The sequence below is a fragment of the Cytobacillus depressus genome (assembly GCF_008923245.1).
Lineage (GTDB): Bacteria > Bacillota > Bacilli > Bacillales > Cytobacillaceae > Cytobacillus > Cytobacillus depressus.
The window spans coordinates 301,362-319,014 of sequence record NZ_WBOS01000003.1 but is presented as its reverse complement, the minus strand read 5'-3'; the positions used below and the strand labels follow the sequence as shown (position 1 = coordinate 319,014).

Annotated in this window: 13 protein-coding genes; 1 reads left to right on the top strand and 12 read right to left on the bottom strand. The window is 40.5% G+C overall.

The window, feature by feature from the left end; genetic code table 11:
• Nucleotides 1-8: 8 nt before the first annotated feature.
• The 11 genes from F7731_RS10295 to F7731_RS10245 all read right to left on the bottom strand — a co-directional run bounded on the left by F7731_RS10295 (nt 9) and on the right by F7731_RS10245 (nt 14,198).
• The gene (locus F7731_RS10295; RefSeq protein WP_151534690.1) at nt 9-914 is read right to left on the bottom strand and encodes an ABC transporter permease; all 906 of its coding nucleotides are present in this window, start codon (nt 912-914) and stop codon (nt 9-11) included.
• 12 nt (nt 915-926) lie between these two features.
• Complete coding sequence (locus tag F7731_RS10290) at nt 927-1,841, bottom strand: ABC transporter permease (protein ID WP_151534689.1); 915 nt, start codon at nt 1,839-1,841, stop codon at nt 927-929.
• 48 nt (nt 1,842-1,889) lie between these two features.
• A complete protein-coding gene (locus F7731_RS10285; RefSeq protein WP_151534688.1) occupies nt 1,890-3,437 on the bottom strand; it encodes an ABC transporter substrate-binding protein in 1,548 nt (515 codons plus the stop codon).
• 4 nt (nt 3,438-3,441) lie between these two features.
• Nucleotides 3,442-4,674, bottom strand: a complete 1,233-nt coding sequence (locus F7731_RS10280; RefSeq protein ID WP_151534687.1) for a M20 metallopeptidase family protein — start codon at nt 4,672-4,674, stop codon at nt 3,442-3,444.
• Nucleotides 4,652-6,049, bottom strand: coding sequence for a M20/M25/M40 family metallo-hydrolase (locus tag F7731_RS10275; protein WP_151534686.1), 1,398 nt, complete (start codon nt 6,047-6,049; stop codon nt 4,652-4,654). The genes F7731_RS10280 and F7731_RS10275 overlap by 23 nt, the downstream gene beginning before the upstream one ends.
• Nucleotides 6,050-6,277: 228 nt before the next feature.
• Entirely contained in the window at nt 6,278-7,816 is a 1,539-nt protein-coding gene (locus F7731_RS10270; RefSeq protein ID WP_151534685.1) for an ABC transporter substrate-binding protein, read from the bottom strand.
• Nucleotides 7,817-8,062: 246 nt separating this feature from the next.
• Nucleotides 8,063-9,973 carry an N-acetylmuramoyl-L-alanine amidase gene (locus tag F7731_RS10265; protein WP_246197178.1) on the bottom strand — a complete coding sequence of 637 codons (1,911 nt, stop codon included), beginning with the start codon at nt 9,971-9,973 and terminating at the stop codon, nt 8,063-8,065.
• A 376-nt stretch (nt 9,974-10,349) separates the two neighbouring features.
• The gene (locus F7731_RS10260; protein WP_151534684.1) at nt 10,350-10,652 is read right to left on the bottom strand and encodes a hypothetical protein; all 303 of its coding nucleotides are present in this window, start codon (nt 10,650-10,652) and stop codon (nt 10,350-10,352) included.
• A 284-nt stretch (nt 10,653-10,936) separates the two neighbouring features.
• Nucleotides 10,937-11,854 (bottom strand): polysaccharide deacetylase family protein, encoded by a 918-nt coding sequence (locus F7731_RS10255; protein WP_151534683.1) that lies wholly within the window; start codon nt 11,852-11,854, stop codon nt 10,937-10,939.
• A 4-nt stretch (nt 11,855-11,858) separates the two neighbouring features.
• Nucleotides 11,859-13,223 (bottom strand): glycosyltransferase family 2 protein, encoded by a 1,365-nt coding sequence (locus F7731_RS10250; protein WP_151534682.1) that lies wholly within the window; start codon nt 13,221-13,223, stop codon nt 11,859-11,861.
• Between the two features lie 123 nt (nt 13,224-13,346).
• Entirely contained in the window at nt 13,347-14,198 is an 852-nt protein-coding gene (locus F7731_RS10245; protein ID WP_151534681.1) for a glycoside hydrolase family 16 protein, read from the bottom strand.
• A 252-nt stretch (nt 14,199-14,450) separates the two neighbouring features.
• Between F7731_RS10245 and F7731_RS10240 the strand changes: the two genes are divergently transcribed.
• Nucleotides 14,451-15,707 carry an erythromycin esterase family protein gene (locus tag F7731_RS10240; RefSeq protein ID WP_151534680.1) on the top strand — a complete coding sequence of 419 codons (1,257 nt, stop codon included), beginning with the start codon at nt 14,451-14,453 and terminating at the stop codon, nt 15,705-15,707.
• 99 nt (nt 15,708-15,806) lie between these two features.
• Here the strand turns inward: F7731_RS10240 and F7731_RS10235 are convergent, their stop codons facing one another.
• Nucleotides 15,807-17,507 (bottom strand): stalk domain-containing protein, encoded by a 1,701-nt coding sequence (locus F7731_RS10235; protein WP_170289676.1) that lies wholly within the window; start codon nt 17,505-17,507, stop codon nt 15,807-15,809.
• Between the last annotated feature and the right edge of the window lie 146 nt (nt 17,508-17,653).

Below are 17,653 nucleotides of genomic sequence, written 5' to 3'. Positions count from 1 at the left end.
CCTCACAGTTAGTCTTTAATTTTAGGATCGAGTACGTCTCTTAACCAGTCACCAAGGAATATTACTCCTAGAACGGTAATGGTAATGGCGATACCCGGAAATGTAGCTACCCACCAGCTCGTTGCCACATATTCCCGCCCATCACTCAGCATAAGGCCCCATGAAACGTCCGGTGACTGGATTCCAAGACCGAGAAAACTAAGGCTTGCTTCCAAAATGATCGTCGATGCTACATTCAAAGTTGCAATTACGATAAATGAAGAAACGACATTTGGTAAAATGTACTTCATAATAATTCTATAATCTTTTGCACCAATCGCCCTGCCAGAACGGACAAAATCTCTTTCTTTTACACTTAGAGTCTCACTTCGCACCATCCTTGCATAAACAACCCAAGACGTTCCTCCAAGGACAAGAATTAACGTCGTCACACTTGGTCCAAGAACAGCAAGAATGATTAGCATAAACAAAATATTAGGAATCGCAAGGAATGAATCAACCGTCCTCATGATAATAAAATCCCATACTTTACCGTAAAATCCTGCGACCAATCCGAAAAACATGCCAATAATGCCTGCCAATATTACAGAACTAATTCCAACCAATAAAGAGACTCTAGATCCGAAGATGATCCTGCTCAGCACGTCACGACCCAAGTTGTCCGTACCTAACGGATAATCCATCGTTCCGCCTTCCATCCAAAAAGGAGGGATTAAACGATGGACGATATCTGTTTTTGCGGGGTCATACATCGCTAGGAATGGAGCAAAGATCGCCATAGCTGTCACAAATATGACAATGAATAATCCGACGATGCCAGTTTTACTATTGATTAGTCTTCTCATGATATAATTCATTTGCCCATTCTTCTTCCGACTAAGTTTAGGCTCAATTTTCTCAGTTACTACATTCATATAGGTCCCTCCTTACTCGTACTTGATTCTTGGATCTAGTAGTCTATACACAAGGTCCGCGATTAAATTACTTAGGATCACAAAAATGGCAATGAGAAATGTTGCCGCCTGGACAACAGCCATATCGCGTAAATTGACCGCCTGCACTAGAAGCTGCCCCAAACCCGGCCATGCAAAAACCGTTTCTGTAATTAATGTTCCGCCTATTAATGTCGATGTTTGCAATGCCATAATGGTTACTACCGGTATTAACGCGTTACGAAACGCATGTTTATTGACGACGACGGCCTCCATCAATCCTTTACTTCGTGCTGTTCGGATAAAATCCTGTCCTAGTATTTCCAACATGCTTGAACGGATCAATCTTGTCATTTCTGCGGCTATCCCCGTACCTAACGTTAGGGCGGGAAGGACAAGATGCAGGAAACCACCCCTGCCGGAAACCGGAAAAAAATGTGCGTTGACCGCAAATAACAAAATAAGCATAATTCCCAGCCAAAAACTTGGCATTGCTCTTCCGAGTACGGCACCGCCCGTAATGAACAGATCCATAAAACTGTTACGTTTAACGGCGGAAAGTATACCTAAGGGAATCGAGATTAGAATGGCGACAATCATAGAAGCAATAGCTAGTTCGAATGTCGCGGGAAGCCTTTCTAATACGAGGGCCAGCGCATCCGTTTGATAGCGAAATGAGTTACCGAAATCCCCTTGCACCAAATCACCTAAATAAGATATGTATTGAACAGGTAACGGCTTATTAAATCCAAGAGCTTCCTTCAGCGACTCCCGCTCTTCATCCGTAGCTGTTTCAGGCAGCATCAAGGATACAGGATCACCTGTTACTCGGACTAGGACAAAAACTATGATTGTAATGAGGAGAAGAACTGGAATCGTCTTTAATAGATTTTGAAATAAATACTTCATGCAAATATGCCTCCTCTTATGAAAAAAAGAGGGAAAAAGCTCCCTCTTTTATTTCAATGTTATGTCATCCACATAGAACATTTCATCTAGTCGTGGCTGGAAGTCAATTCGGTCATTCATACCGGTAATGGCCTCCAATTGATATAAGTAAACCTGAGGGCGATCCTCCGCAATTAACTCTTGAGCTTTTTGGTATTGCTTCACACGCTCTTCCGGATTCATATTGGACTCCGCTGCATTCAATAGCGTTTCTGTTTCAGGATTGTTATAATCTGTTTCTTTAGCAGCATTTTCAAATTTCAAGCGGTCCAATGCAAGGGATCCGTCAAACATTGAGTTTCCGTATCCGATGAAGAACATATCACCAAATGATCTTTCTTGATACTTCGTATTGAAGGCACTCCACTCTAGAAGCTCAAGTTCAATTTTGATTCCAACTTCAGAAAGCATGGCAGCCATCAATTCCGCAGTTTCTTTATCTTTTAAATAACGTCCGTTAGGGGAACTTAGTGTTAGTGTAAGTCCATCCGCATAACCCGCTTTTGCCAAAAGTTCCTTGGCTTTCTCTGGATCATACAACGTAGTTCCGTAAAGATCTTCGTTGGCGCCGACATTTCCAGGAGTTACACGTGTACGAGTAACTTTACCTGCACCGCCAATTAATGAGTCGACAATTGCCTGCTTATCGATCGCTAGGTCAATGGCTTCCCGGACAAGAGGATCAGCAGTAACATTACCGCTTGCCGTGCGGAGTACAAGCATCATGACTCGCTGAGTAGGTGATGTCTTATAAGAAACACCGTCTGTCGATTCAATCCGCTGCAAATCAGTCGGCGGGATATTTACTGCTATGTCAACGCCTCCTGCTAGCAATTCAGAAACACGTGTCGAATCTTCCGGAATACTTCTGAATACGACCTCTTCCCATTTTGCCGCTTCACCAAAGTAATCTTCAAATGCAACTAAAGTAAGCCGATCATCTTTTTTCCATTCCTTTAATTTATATGGTCCTGTACCGACAGGGTTGTTCAAAAATACATCCCAACCCTCTTTTTCAATGTAACTTTTAGGTAGAATGCCGGAACCGATTCGTGATAACCGGTTTAATAACGCTGGTTCCGGATTTTCAGTAATAATCTCAAACTCATACTTGCCTTTCACAGCAACTTCTTTAATTTGTTTATATGCTCCGTATTCTAGGAGCGTATTGTCTTTTGCAACACGTTCAAGAGTGAATTTGACATCATCTGCAGTTAGTTCATCCCCGTTATGGAATTTGACACCCTCTTTAAGCTTGAATGACCAGGTCGTATCATTAATGTTTTCCCAGCTTTCAGCCAAGTCGGGTTTGAAGCCGTCCTTCCCTGCATTTTTCACAAGGTAATTGAACATGTTGACATGTACGGCTTCAGTGCTCGTCGTATTGTGATTATGAATATCGAATGATGTGACATCCGTTCCATTTGCAATGACAAGTCTCTTCGAATCACTTTGTTCCACTGGTTTCCCTTCAACAGCTTTTTCCCCTTTATTATTCGAGCAACCTGCAATAACGAAGATTAAAATGAAAATGTATATCAGTAAACTCTTCTTCATTCCATTACCACTCCTCTTTTTGTAAGTATGATTGAACTAAACAACTCATGATCGCGACTCCATATAACATCGCTTTTTCGTCTCCATTAAATTTTGTATTATGGATGCTGTACGATGTGGCTTCCCCCGAGCTCGTCCCTAATCTGAAAAAGACAGCTGGCACCTCTTGGGAGAAATAAGAAAAGTCTTCACCGCCCATGGATGGGTTGGAATATTGAATCGCCTCATGTCCGAAAATATCAGTAACCGTTTCGATGAAAAACTGCTTAGCCGCATCGTCATTTTTAACTGACGGGCATGAATAGTCGTAAGTCAATTTGCAAGACCCTCCAAATGCAGCAGCAATATTATCAGCAATTTGTCTAATCCGTTCCTCCATTTCTTTTCTTGTCTCCGGCTTCAAAGTCCTCACCGTCCCATTTACAGTGACAGTATCAGGGAGGATGGTTCCTTTCGTTCCTCCATTGATTTGACCGATGCTTAATACAACAGAATCAAGTGGGTCAATTTGCCTACTTACGATTTGTTGGAGGGCGACAAGAATTTGTGCTGTAATCATGACTGAATCGATTGCTAGGTGGGGATGGGCAGCATGACCGCCTTTTCCTGATACCTCGAGTTTAAAGATGTCGACCGCCGCGCCGCTATATTCCGCATTAGAAACTGAAAATTCCCCTACACGCAGCGAAGGCGCCACGTGTAACCCTGCCATCATATCCATTCGGGGATTTTCAAGTGCACCATCCTCAATCATCGCTTTTGCACCATCACCGATTTCCTCCGCGGGTTGGAAAATAAGTTTTAAAGTGCCTTTTTTTACCCCAATGAGCGAAAAAACTTTTGCCACTCCAAGTAGATTTGTCGTATGTATGTCATGGCCACATGTATGTGCAACTCCTTCATGAATACTCTTGTATTCCTCTTCGATTTCATCCGGCATTGGCAGGGCATCCATATCAGCCCTTAGCCCAATGACCTTGCCTTCTTCCTGGCCTCTTAAAATCCCGATGACACCGGTTTTACCGACTCCTTCTTGCACTTCATAACCCCAGCTTTTCAAATACTTTGCGACGATGGAAGACGTACGATTTTCTTGAAATGCTAACTCCGGATGTTTCCTTAAATCTCTTCGTATTTGTACAAGCTCGTCAAATAGAGATGTTACCGTTTTAAATAATACCGGATTCACTTCTTTCAGCTTCTTGAATTGCTTATTATTCATTAGTCCCGTCACCATGCGAACTCTCCTTTACTTTTTGCATTTTCTCACCGAATTTGAGAACAAGTGCCGCCATCATCTTTATGCCATCAATAAAATCTTCTACTCGAATATTTTCATTCGGGGCATGTGTGTAGGAAGCAAAGTGCCCGACTCCAAAAGATACAGAAGGAATCCCGAACTTTTGACACAATTCATACATCGGGCCTGTCCCTGGAGTATTCGGAATAGTATTTGGTTTCTGCTTCGTATATGACTCAATTGTTTCGATAGCCGCTTCAACAATCTTTTCAGATGGGTGTGTTCGAGCGGCATCTTCTTTCCCGAACACACGGATTCCGATATCATCAAAACCGTTGTCATCGAGGTAACTCCGCAACGATTCCAATATTTTTTGCGGGCTTTGGCCCGGCACTAACCGAAAATCTATTTTTGCAAACGCTTCGGATGGCAGAACCGTCTTCGAGCCTTCTCCCGTATACCCGCCATGGATTCCGCATATGTTGCAAGTAGGTTCGAAAATATGTTTATTTTTCAGCTTGTCACCTGTCAATCCGTTCACAAAAGCATCGATTTCCAAATGCTTTTTCAAATTATCCTCTTCCAATCGATAATGCTGGATCAGTTGTTTATCTTCTTCTGTCAACGGGGCAATATCATCGTAAAAACCTGGTATCAATACTTGCTCGTTTTTATCCTTTAATAGATTCAAAGCCCAGACCAATCGCCAAACGGGACTTTCAACAATCGAAGCTTGAGCAGAATGGAGATCGGTTTTAGCCCCTTTAGTGAACAGTTCTACATAAAGCATTCCTTTAACCCCAAGCGAAACTTGAAGCCGCTCATCCGCATCACGATAGCCAAACTCCCATACACAACCATCGGATTGGATTTTTCCCTGATTTTTCTCAGCAAAAGCTCCGAGATTGATACTCCCAATCTCTTCTTCACCCTCAAAGATGAATTTAATATCAATTGGTAATCTGCCTGCGACTTCTTTAATGGCATGGACAGCTGCCATTCTTGCAATTAAATTCCCCTTGTTATCTGCAATTCCCCTGGCATAAATCTTATCGTCCACAATAGTTGGTTCAAAAGGCGGTGTTTTCCATAACTCGATCGGTTCCTCTGGCTGCACATCATAATGATTATAGAAGCTTAGTATCGTGTCAGCGTCTCCTTTCAAATGAGAGAATACAACCGGGTATCCGCCTGTATCCAAAACTTCCGGAGATTGTTCGAACGCTGATTCGAAAAGATTTCCGAGATACTGAACACTCTCTTTCATCCCCCTATTTTGAGCGGCAACACTAGGAATCTTACAAAATTCAGTTAACCAACCTAAATAATCATCTCTTCTTTGTTCGATATACTCATAGATTTCATTTAACATTTTCCAATTATCACCCTTTTCGGAAAATAACCAAAATTATTTTTTCTTTAATTTACCTGTATTTTATTTTTCTGTCAATTATTATTTTGATTTTTTAATATATTTCAATTATTCTGTTTAAGTATAGTTATAAAGAACTATTAAAGGAAATTATCCATAAACATCAAAAAGACTGCCTAGCGTGATTGAGTTCAACGCTTAGGTAGCCCATTGTCCAGTTAGTTCTTTTTATTTCAAAGTGATGTTATCCACATAAAACATTTCATCCAATCGGGGTTCGAAATTAAGTCGTTCATTCACAGCATAAATTGACTGCAGTTGATATAAGTAAATCTGAGGTCGATCTTCGGCAATTATCTCCTGTGCTTCTTGATATTGCTTGACACGTTCCTCCAAATTCATGTTTGATTCAGCGGACTTCAATAACGCCTCTGTCTTTGGATTGTCATAATCCGTTTCACCTTTTGCTTGATCAAATTGCAAACGCTGAAGCGCAAGCGATGCATCAAACATAGAATTTCCATATCCAATTAAAAACATTTCCCCAAATGCACGATCATGATATTTAGTTCTAAACGCACTGGCTTCCATAGATTCCAATTTAGCTGTAATACCTACTTCCGCAAGCATCGAAGCCATCAATTCAACAGACTCCTTATCTTTCAAGTAGGCTCCATTATTTGCACTGAATGATATAGTGAGGCCATCTGCATAACCCGCTTCAGCTAATAATTGCTTTGCTCTTTCCGGGTCATACAATGTCACTCCATATAAATCCTCATTGGCACCAACATTACCCGGCGTAACTCTCGTCCGGGTTACTGTTGCCGAGCCTCCGAGCAAGGAATCTACAATCGCTTGTTTATCAATGGCTAAGTCGATGGCTTCCCGGACTCGCGGATCCGAGGTAGCATAACCATCATCCGTACGAAGAACTAGCAGCATAACACGCTGGGATGGCGATTTTTTCGTTGTAACTCCTTCTGTCGATTCGATCCGTTCCAAGTCTGTTGGCGGAATATTAAATGCGATATCGACACCGCCCGTTATTACTTCTGAAACGCGCGTTGAATCTTCAGGGATGCTTCTAAATATTACTTCCTCCCATTTCGGAGCGTCTCCAAAATAGTCTTCAAAAGGCACCAATACGAGACGATCATCCTTTTTCCATTCCTTAAATTTATACGGACCGGAACCGATTGGATGATTGAGGAATACATCCCAGCCTTCCTTTTCTATATAGTCTTTTGGCAGGATTCCCGAACCAATACGTGAAAGTCTGTTTAGTAAAGCGGGTTCGGGATTTTCAGTAACAATATCAAACTCATAATCATTTTTTACAACTACTTCTTTAATTTGTTTATATGCCCCATTCTCAAGTAAGGTTTCATCTCTTGCCACACGTTCAAGAGTGAACTTCACATCGTCTGCAGTTAGGTCTTCTCCGTTATGGAACTTGACCTCTTCTTTAAGCTTGAATGTCCACGTTTTTTCATCTTTGTTTTCCCAACTTTCGGCTAAGTCAGGTAAAAAACCCTTATCACCGCTGTTTTTCACGAGATAGTTGAACATATTTACGTGTACAGATTCCGTACTGGTTGAATTGTGATTATGAATATCGAAAGATGAAACATCTGAACCGTTAGCAATTATGAGTGTCTTCGACCCATTTTTTTCTACAGGCTTTTCCTGTCCGGTTTCTTTTGCATTTGAACAACCAGCCATTACTAAAATAAAAATAGATAGACTCGCCAATAATTTCTTCACCGATTTCTCCCCTTTGTCTCGTATACCCAGATTCTATTAGTTTTATTATTGCTTCGTAATGTACCTCACCCCCTCTCGATAGGTTTCCTATATTCTTGAAAATTTCATTTTAGAATAAATTAGAGTTTTCTGTTAATTTCGTTTTCTCCATTTTTAACGTGAAACCCAATCCAAGAGAGTGTCCATCACCCGCGGAAAAAATGTCCATTTGTCCACGAGCGGTGTCTGACACCCTTGGTGGACACTTTATTTATTCACCACCTCCACATCACTCTTCTTCACAAATCCCAAACGATGATTGAAGAAGATTTGATAATACTCATCCTCCCCTTTTACAACTTGGTTTGTTGAAGGATCATTAAAGTATTTTGCATGGTAGTAATCCGATTGGATCGGTGCAGTTGCGACATAGGTTTGACCATTAGGGATTTGATACAATGGCTCCGCTACTCCCCTTGCCCATTGTTCAATCCCTGTACCTTCATAAGCTGATTGTTCTGGGAATGCTGCACCATAGACAGGGATGGAATCTAGTCCTTTTTTAGGTGTGATAAGAACTCCATTTCCTGGTACTGTATATTTGCTGTTTGGATTATAGAACCAAGCCTTTTTTCCGCCATAATCGATGGCAGTCCAGTCACCTTGTTGATCTACTTGGTAGTAGCTTTGTCCAATCGCAGCTTTGTTGCCCCAGTCATTGAGATTCGCTGTGCCCTTTCCGCCACTTCTGTAAATATGCGGGTCACTTATAAGCGGAGCCTCGAAGCTCGGTTCCGTATACAAATGAATGAGACTGGAAGATTGAGGTTCCAGGAACTGATTTCCATAGGTAAAGGACGGTTTGTTTGTGTTGAAATTCGGCTTAATGGTCACAATGCCGCTTTTCTTATCCCCTTTACTCGGGTTAATTGGCTCGCCAAGAAGATTAAAGAAATGTGACCAATCCCAATATGCGCCTGGATCCCAATGCATTGCTGCCTGTCTAGCAGGTGTCAATCCAGGAATTTCATCATGGCCAATGATATGCTGCCTGTCGATAGGAATATTAAATCTTTCAGCTAAGTATTTTACTAGTTTTGCAGAGGAACGATACATTTGCTCACTGTACCAATCAGTCCCCTTTGCGGCGAATCCCTCATGCTCAAAGCCAATGGAATGCATATTAAAATACCAATTTCCTGCATGCCACGGAACATCTTCCGGTCTAACCATCTGTGTAATTTTTCCCGTATCGGAATCTAGGATGTAATGGGCGCTTACGAATGATCTGTTTCTAAAATGGTTAATTGCAGATTGTGCACTGCCTTCAATGTCGTGAATGATAATATAGCGGATGTCGAGACCGTCATGCGGACGATTGGCAATGTCATAGTTGCCGTAATTGGTAGTGCTGCTGGAGAATTGTTCGTATAAAGCTGGGATGTAAGAGCACTCAAGTCCATTCGGACAGTCTGTACCAGTGAATTTTGCATTGCGAAGAGGGATGGAGTCTGCTGTAGATATATTTGGTGTTACTGCTTCAGCCTTCAAGGTTACTCTTTGACCATCAATGGTCATTCTGTCCGCTCCTTCTAGGATGGTAGCATATACTTCATCGGCAAAATCTTTTGCAACGGCATCGAATTCCGAACCGCTGTATTTAACGACTGCTCCATACCAATCAGAAGGATTTGTTGGAATCTCACCAAATGTTTCGAGAGCATATTCTGCTAGCAAGACTGCACCGCCGCGGACGTTTTGTTCTTGGTCATTTTTTAAAACTTCAGGGTTAACACCTAATAGGCTTGCGGCCTTGTCTAGTGTGTTGATGGCCGAATTGTCCGCACCATGTGCTTCCATATTCTCTCCCTTTCCGTGTAACTGCTCGTCTCCATCAACTTGAACGAGATTCATTACCCCATACCCGCCGACCTCACTATGACCTTTGTGATTGTCCCAACGAGATTGATTGTAAGCGACCGCCATCAAAACGCTTTGCGGTACTTCAAATTCTTCCGCTGCTCTTTCAAACGCCAGCTGCAAAACATTTGAATTCATGGTACTTTCCGCGGCTGCATGTTCTTTGCTTGTCGAAATGAATCCTGCAGGAACGGCCAAGCTAGTTGCTAAAGCTACTGTTAAAAGTGATGCTGAAAATTTGCGCATTTTTAACCCCATACTTTTCTCCTCCTTTTAAAAGAATATAAGGAAGGATTCCATCTCTAGAGATATTTCCCTGCACGGAATAGGAAAATGATCTAAAGGGCATAAGGGGGTGTACTTTGTCTAGGTAAAAGGTGGGGGGAAATAGGTTTACTCTAGTGGCTCGAGTGTTCTTAGGAGGGCCGGTGGGTCCTGTTGGGGGCCGGTCGCTTTTTGAAGTTCACTTCTAGGACAGAAGTATTGGTTTTCTAGATTTCTTGTCCAAAAAAGGCGGTTTATTGGACAGTTTTTACGGATTTCCCTGTTTCTTGTCCTTTAAAACCAATTTAGCGGACAACTTTCACCGATTTCCCCGTTTCTTGTCCTTTAAAATCACTTTATTGGACAACTTTCACCGATTTCCCTGTTTCTTGTCCTTTAAAACCACTTTATCGGACAGCTCTCGCGGATTTCCCCGTTTCTTGTCCTTTAAAACCATTTTATCGGACAGCTTTCGCGGATTTCCCCGTTTCTTGTCCTTTAAAACCACTTTATCGGACAAATTTCGCGGATTTCCCCGTTTCTTGTCCTTTAAAACCACTTTATCGGACAAATTTCGCGGATTTCCCCGTTTCTTGTCCTTTAAAACCACTTTATCGGACAAATTTCGCGGGATTCCCTGTTTCTTGTCCTTTAAAATCACTTTATCGGACAACTTTCGACGATTTCCCCGTTTCTTGTCCTTTAACCAATTTTTCGGACAGCTTTCGCCGATTCTCCGAGTAACTATTCAATAAAAAAGGGTTAAATCAAATGGAATTAATCATTCAACCTGAAAAAGAAATTTCATTTTAAAAAGGAAATATTACCATCCAAACAACCGCTAAATCCACCATTCGAGATGAGGCATCCAATACATTGAAGGCTGGTACGGTTATCGAAGTAAGCCGGTAAAACAATAGGGACAGTTCTTCTGCCTCTGAAGCAAAAGGACCGTCCCTATTTCCCCAAAATATACATAAATTCACTCAAAGTAAACTTAGGGGACACTTGCCACCTCGGGATTTCCAGTGGAGACCCGGATGGTTCTGCATATCCCGGTTGAACCGTGAAAGCCATTTTCGTATATAGTTCCCTTAACATTATTATGGTATCTTCATTGTATTCTCCATACGGGGCAGCAAAAGCGGTTGATTGACCTAACCATTCATTTGCTTGAATAATGTCGTTCTTCACTTCTCCCCTGTCGAATGCGACGACGAATGATACATCTTGAACATCTTTTTGGTGGAACAGGTTTGTGTGGTTCCCATAATCGAATACATCCGAGCTTTTTCTTATTTCCTTAATACTGGCATATTGATGAAGAGCCGGTTTGTATGAGACCATTTCCTGTGTAATTAATCCAGTAATCAGAAAGTGTACCGCATAAAACCCGTGACCCTTTAATACCGGATAGGCAAATTCAAAAACATTTTTAAAGCCGTCATCAAAGGTAATTAACACACTTTTGGCGGGGACTTTCTTGCCCTCAAGCAGAAAAAGCTCAAATTCCTTTAATGATAATACGGTGTAGTTCTGCTCTTTTAAATAATCCATCTGTAATGTAAAGTTTTCAAGCGTAACGATCGTTTCTTCTAAATCTCCATTTTCTTGATAGTGTTGCTTTTTCAAATTTCCCTCTGGAATGACCTGGTGGTACATGAGAACCGGAACCTGGCTAGCATATTCCTCCAATCCAGTGAAATCTCGAATCTCAGAATTGTAAATCGTCTCCGATACATTTAGTGGTTCCTTTGCAACGGCAGGCGCTACTCCATAATGAATGATATAGTCATATAATAAATAACAAAGAGGGAAAATAATTATTAAAAAAAGTGTTGTAAATACAATATTGGATACAACATATTTTTTCACTCCATTATCCTCCCATATTTTCGGTCACATTGCCTTCGTTATTAAAAACAACCTGCTTTCCAATCCGCTCCGATCGACTCCATCCCTCTTTGTCAAAAAAGTATAAAATTGTCCCTATGGATACAAATAATAATCCAGTAAAACGGTAAAACATGACCTCAAAAGGAATAAAAAATAATAGAGAGATTAAATCTTTTCTCGCATACTTGTGACCATATCTCCCAGAAACGATTAATGTAGCGATATTCTGTAAGATTGCGAGTGAGATTGATATACACAGCAGAAGAAAGGCTAATTTCAAGTGACTCATCGTCATTAAGACAACTATAGGAACGAGAAGAGTCGAGTAAGCACTTAAAGTTCCCAATAAAAGAGAGTCAAATATAAGGTAAGTTGAGGCTCCAAAGTTCATTTTTCGATAAAAGGATTTACGGTGCGTAATCACACAATCAACAAAGGCTTTCTGCCATCTTATTCGTTGCCTAAATAGATTTCTGAAGCTTTCGGGACATTCTGTAAAACAAACCGCTTCTGGTACGAAAACGATACGCTTTCCTTTCATTTTTGTTCCAATCAATTCTTGAATTCTCAATGTGATATCCATATCTTCCCCAACCGTTTTCCGATAGCCATTTGCCATAAGCAGCACATTTTTTCGAAAAGCTCCAAAAGCGCCAGCTATAACAGTAATGGCTCGCAATTTAGCCTGGGTCGTTTTATGCAAATAAAAGGCGGTTAAATATTGAAGAATTTGAAAGCGAATTAGTCCCGACATGCGAAAGGACGGAAGAAGGGTTTTCCTTTCATTTTTATAACCTTGAATAATATTCACCAATCCGCCGGCAGCGACAACCTTTGGATTTGAGAATGCTTTGTTCATTTCATTTAAAGAGTTTGGTTCCAATATGCTGTCAGCGTCCAGCGTAATGATAATTTCCTTTTTGGCAAATTCAATGCCCGCGTTTAGCGCATCTGCCTTTCCTCCATTTTCTTTATCAATAACAAATATGTTGGGGAATTTTTCCGAGTAATAAATACCGTTTACTTTTTTATATTTTAATAAACCAATCTTTGTTCTGGAAGTTTTCTTAAGTATAAGGAGTTCATTTAAAATGCCAAATGTATTGTCAGTAGAACCATCATTAATGAATAAAACTTCTAAGTTTGAGTAATTCACATGATGAATGCCCATCAGACAATTTTTTATGACAAGGCTTTCGTTATAAGCTGGAATAAGCAAACTCATGCCTGCTTCCTGAATGTGTTCAGTTCGCTTTTGCGTTTTGTTAGTATATAGAGGGATAAAGATATAAATGGTATGAAACAAACCAAATACACAAAAAAGGACGATCGTAATCTTTAATATCATTTCGGTCTCCTCCATATTTCTTGTATCAGACAGTCGATAGTCCTAAATGGGAATCCTTATCGTTCTTTTTAAGATTAGAAATTATGTTATTTTATCGATATATAGAACAATGAGTGAAAAAAATTATTCTTCTGTTTTCTGATAAACCCTTACATAATCAACTTGAAAAATGGCGGGAAATGGCGTTGTATGATCGGGACTTCCTGGCCAATTTCCACCAACTGCTGTATTTAGGTATAAATACATCTCTTCCTGTGGAATAAACTGATCGATTTTAAATCTTTCTATCCCATCGATAAACCACGTAATATTGTTTGGAGTCCATTCAATCCCAAAAACATGGAAATCCTTAGTATAATCTATACCTTTATACACGCTTGATACACTCTTTAATTTCTTGTCTTCCCCTAAACGATGCATCACCATCCAAATTTCGTCGGGTTTTTGCCCAAGCATTTCCATAATATCGATTTCCGGCAGCCATATATGATCCTTGTTTGTCATCATCCAGAAGGCGGGAAAAATCCCTTGGCCCCCTGGCAGCTTCGCCCTCATTTCAACTTTTCCATATAAAAAACTAAATTTATCCTTTGAATGGATCGCCCCGGAAGTATACTTTCTCCCTCCCTTATTTTCTTTTTTGCTGATAATTTTTAAATAGCCTTTTTCCACATCTACATTTTTCGAACCGTAGTATTGTAATTCATTATTTTTCACAGCAGCCCATTCCTCGATATTCCACTTCTTTAGGTCTAGCCTCTTCCCGTCAAAGTTATCTTCCCACACCAGATACCAACCGTCCTGGGTCTTATTTGCTTGTTCCTCCAACAGGGTTGAATTTATATTTTCCATGTTTGTATCCTCCGTTAAAAGGCTAAAACCCTTCTCTGTTTCATGCTGATTTTTAAACATAACCAAATACATAACGAACAAAATTACAGCAATCACGATTATTCCGAATAAGAATTTTTTCATAACTGCACAGACACTCCCTGATTGGAATTAGCCAATTTGAATCATTATTGAATTATATATACAATTTATTGGTAGTATATTACTTTTTTATCAATTGCAGGGCGGAATTCCTACTTACGAAGCACGAGGATGGTTCTTCTGCCCTAGAACCACGAGAGCATCTCCCATGTCCTTGTATAGTACCAATTTGAAAGGACACAATATCCTCGAATATTAATTTATCGAAGCTGCAATAGAATTTGAGGGATGCAAATGGACGAGAAGCTCATTCAGGCGATTCAGGAATATGCGAAGCCATTCGATGACCTACGGGATTTGAATGTGTTAATAAAGAGAATTCATAAAGAAAAGTACGTTTTACTTGGAGAATCATCACACGGAACTTCTGAGTATTATCAAATTAGGGCGGAGCTGACAAAGCGGCTGATTGTTGATAAGGGGTTTACTTTTATAGCTGTTGAAGGTGACTGGCCAGCCTGTCAGAGGGTTAACGAGTACATTAAAGGATGGGACCGAAAAAGCGCCAATGCCCGGGAGGTCCTCAAAGCTTTCAATCGTTGGCCAACATGGATGTGGGCAAATGAGGAAATCATAGATTTGATCGAATGGCTGAAGGAGTATAATCAAAATCAGCCTCGGGAAAAAAAGGTTGGTTTTTACGGAATCGATATTTATAGTCTCTGGGAATCATTAGATGAAATAATTAAATATTTAGAGGAAACGAACTCTCCCGATATCGAGGCGGCAAGAGAAGCAATTGCCTGCTTCGAGCCCTTCCATCGCCAAGCCGAAAAATATGGCGTATCTGCTGCCTTTTACGGAGAAGACTGTCATGATGAAGTCGTTAAGCTGTTAACGGACGTTTCTTTAAAAAGAAACATCTACCTGGATAATGAAGAAAGCGGCTTAAATCTGGAAGTGAATGCGCTTATAGCAGCCAATGCGGAAAATTATTACCGAACGATGATCGTCAATGATGCCGAGTCATGGAATATTCGCGACCGTCATATGGTTGAGGTGCTAAATCGCATCATGTCCTTTTTCAGCAATCAGGCAAAGGGAATTATTTGGGAACATAATACTCATGTTGGCGATGCCCGGGCGACAGACATGGCGAATGAAGGAATCGTAAACGTTGGGCAGCTATTAAGAGAACAAGAAGGGAACGAAAACCTCACTATTATTGGCTTTGGCACACATCGGGGATCCGTCATAGCCGCGGATAGCTGGGGGAATAATTTTAAACAAATGATGACCCCTCCCGCTCAAGCTGGCAGTTGGGAAGACCTGATGCATAAAGCCGGGTCAAAAGATAAAATCTTAATTTTTACTGATGAAAATAGAGTAATGTTTAATGAAACCATTGGCCATCGCGCCATCGGGGTCGTTTACAGCCCGATGTATGAACATGGGAACTATGTACCGTCCCGGATATCGGAGCGGTATGATGCTTTTGTTTATATTAACAATACGAATGCTCTTAATCCGCTGAAGGTAGTGAAAATATAAATAGAGGCATCAATAGTGTCCACCCTAGATAGAAAAAAAGTTGATTTGTCCACGAACGGTGTCTGACACCATACGTATGACACCATTCGTGGAAACCCTCTACATTTCTATGAATACAGTTCTTTTTCCTGTATCCCATTTAACTTCAGCTCCTAATAAGGTAGCAGCTGCCCTTAGCGGTACGTAGGTGACACCTTCATGTATGAAAGGCATTTTCTCCATAGTTACTTCTTGATTATTAAGAAGTGCTTTTGTTTCATTAGGAGTTAAGACGATCGTGCTTTTAGCAGTTGTCGCTGTTATCTTTTTTGTTTGCGCATTGTAATCGACTTTAGCTTGTAATAGTTCAAACAACTCACGGAACGGCAGGTACATTTTATTCTCTACAAAGACTGGTTTTGTTTTTAAATCATATAATTTTCCATTAATCGAGATTTTCGCATCTGCTTTTGTGAAGCCTGGTAATAGAGGCTGTTTTTGGTCGATAGCTTTACTTGCTTCTTTCGGCACCGGGAAGGCTTTTACTTGATTTTCGGTTTCGACAATAATTGAATTCCCTACCACAGTTGTCCCTTTTATTTGTTCGTTCATCTTTGATTTAAAAAACGCTTTTCCCGTTTCTACATTTAAAGCGACAAATTGATGATCTGTCATTCCGACATAAAGGCCATTGTCGTATGCATCGATCGTCGTAATTGGATTCGAGATTCCTTCGTAACCTACCCCTACAAAATCTTTTCCGAGCACTGTTCCTACTAATCCCTCGCCACTTAAATAAAAGGCCTTTCCATTATACGGTCCTAAAACAAATTCATATCTGCCACTGTAAGCTCCATCGTCTACATTATAGCCATATATAAAAGGTGCGGATGAGCTTGGATTCTTTGTGAGATCATATTGGTATAATTTGGGTCCTTTACCTAAATACAAATAATTTTCCTTAACAACGGCGCGGTCTACCGCCGGATATGAGATCCTTCCATTTTTGGATAGGTAGTTTGGATCTTTATAACGATAGGTTTCCACTATCTTCCCTGTCTTCTTGTCAACTACGTTTATAACGAACATATCATCTTCTAAATAACCCATAAAACCCGAATACTCAAAATAATAGTTTTGATCCGTTTCATAAATAAGATCATTTGTACCACTATGAGCCCAAAGTGCTTTTCCAGTTTGTAAATCGAGAGCATATAAATACCCTTGTGTTATTGCGCCGGATTCAACCGTGTGTACGAGTAGATGATTATTACGTACTTCAATCTTTTGATAGCGCGATTCATCCCTTTGATACTCCCATTTTTTCTGCCCGCTTTTTAAATCAAAGGCCAAAATCGACTTTTTTGGATACTCTCCAGCAATCAGATACACAAGACTCTTATCTGCATCAATCCCTGAAACTATATTCTTGCCTGTTTTAATCGTTGATATCAGCTTGCCTGTCGTAGCTTGCAAAATCGATAGATTACCAGATTTCTGATGAATAAAAAGCTGCTGATTAATAATTTCTACATAATCAATAGCCCCTTTAGAAAAACGCCATTTTTCTTTTCCACTAGTTGGATCCAACGCCAGAAGCACATCATTCTGTTGAATAAAAACGGTTTGCTCTCCTGTGAGTACGGTCCCCTTCTTATCTTTCGTCCAAAGAGGCGATTGATTCTTAATTTGCTCACCTTGGTCATAATAATGCGTTTCACGATATTGATTTGGTTTTGACATAGCAGCCTCAGCAGTACTTGTAAAACTTAACGTCACGAGCCCAATCGTACTTACTAGCGATAATAGCTTATTTGTCATAATAGTTCCCCCTCTCGTCATGTATGATCAATCACAACCTATATTTTACCATGTTTTCCTTCTAGGGACATGGGAAGCATGGCACGATAAAAACAGAGAGACAGTTTTTCAATTTAATAATTTTATAGGTCATTCACAACTTTGTT

What these genes read in the sequence shown, in the direction of transcription:
- F7731_RS10235 (WP_170289676.1), bottom strand. Translation starts at nt 17,507, where the DNA reads ATGACAAATAAGCTATTATCGCTAGTAAGTACGATTGGGCTCGTGACG.
- F7731_RS10285 (WP_151534688.1), bottom strand. Translation starts at nt 3,437, where the DNA reads ATGAAGAAGAGTTTACTGATATACATTTTCATTTTAATCTTCGTTATT.
- F7731_RS10265 (WP_246197178.1), bottom strand. Translation starts at nt 9,973, where the DNA reads ATGGGGTTAAAAATGCGCAAATTTTCAGCATCACTTTTAACAGTAGCT.
- F7731_RS10280 (WP_151534687.1), bottom strand. Translation starts at nt 4,674, where the DNA reads ATGGTGACGGGACTAATGAATAATAAGCAATTCAAGAAGCTGAAAGAA.
- F7731_RS10240 (WP_151534680.1), top strand. Translation starts at nt 14,451, where the DNA reads ATGGACGAGAAGCTCATTCAGGCGATTCAGGAATATGCGAAGCCATTC.
- F7731_RS10290 (WP_151534689.1), bottom strand. Translation starts at nt 1,841, where the DNA reads ATGAAGTATTTATTTCAAAATCTATTAAAGACGATTCCAGTTCTTCTC.
- F7731_RS10250 (WP_151534682.1), bottom strand. Translation starts at nt 13,223, where the DNA reads ATGATATTAAAGATTACGATCGTCCTTTTTTGTGTATTTGGTTTGTTT.
- F7731_RS10245 (WP_151534681.1), bottom strand. Translation starts at nt 14,198, where the DNA reads ATGAAAAAATTCTTATTCGGAATAATCGTGATTGCTGTAATTTTGTTC.
- F7731_RS10295 (WP_151534690.1), bottom strand. Translation starts at nt 914, where the DNA reads ATGAATGTAGTAACTGAGAAAATTGAGCCTAAACTTAGTCGGAAGAAG.
- F7731_RS10275 (WP_151534686.1), bottom strand. Translation starts at nt 6,049, where the DNA reads ATGTTAAATGAAATCTATGAGTATATCGAACAAAGAAGAGATGATTAT.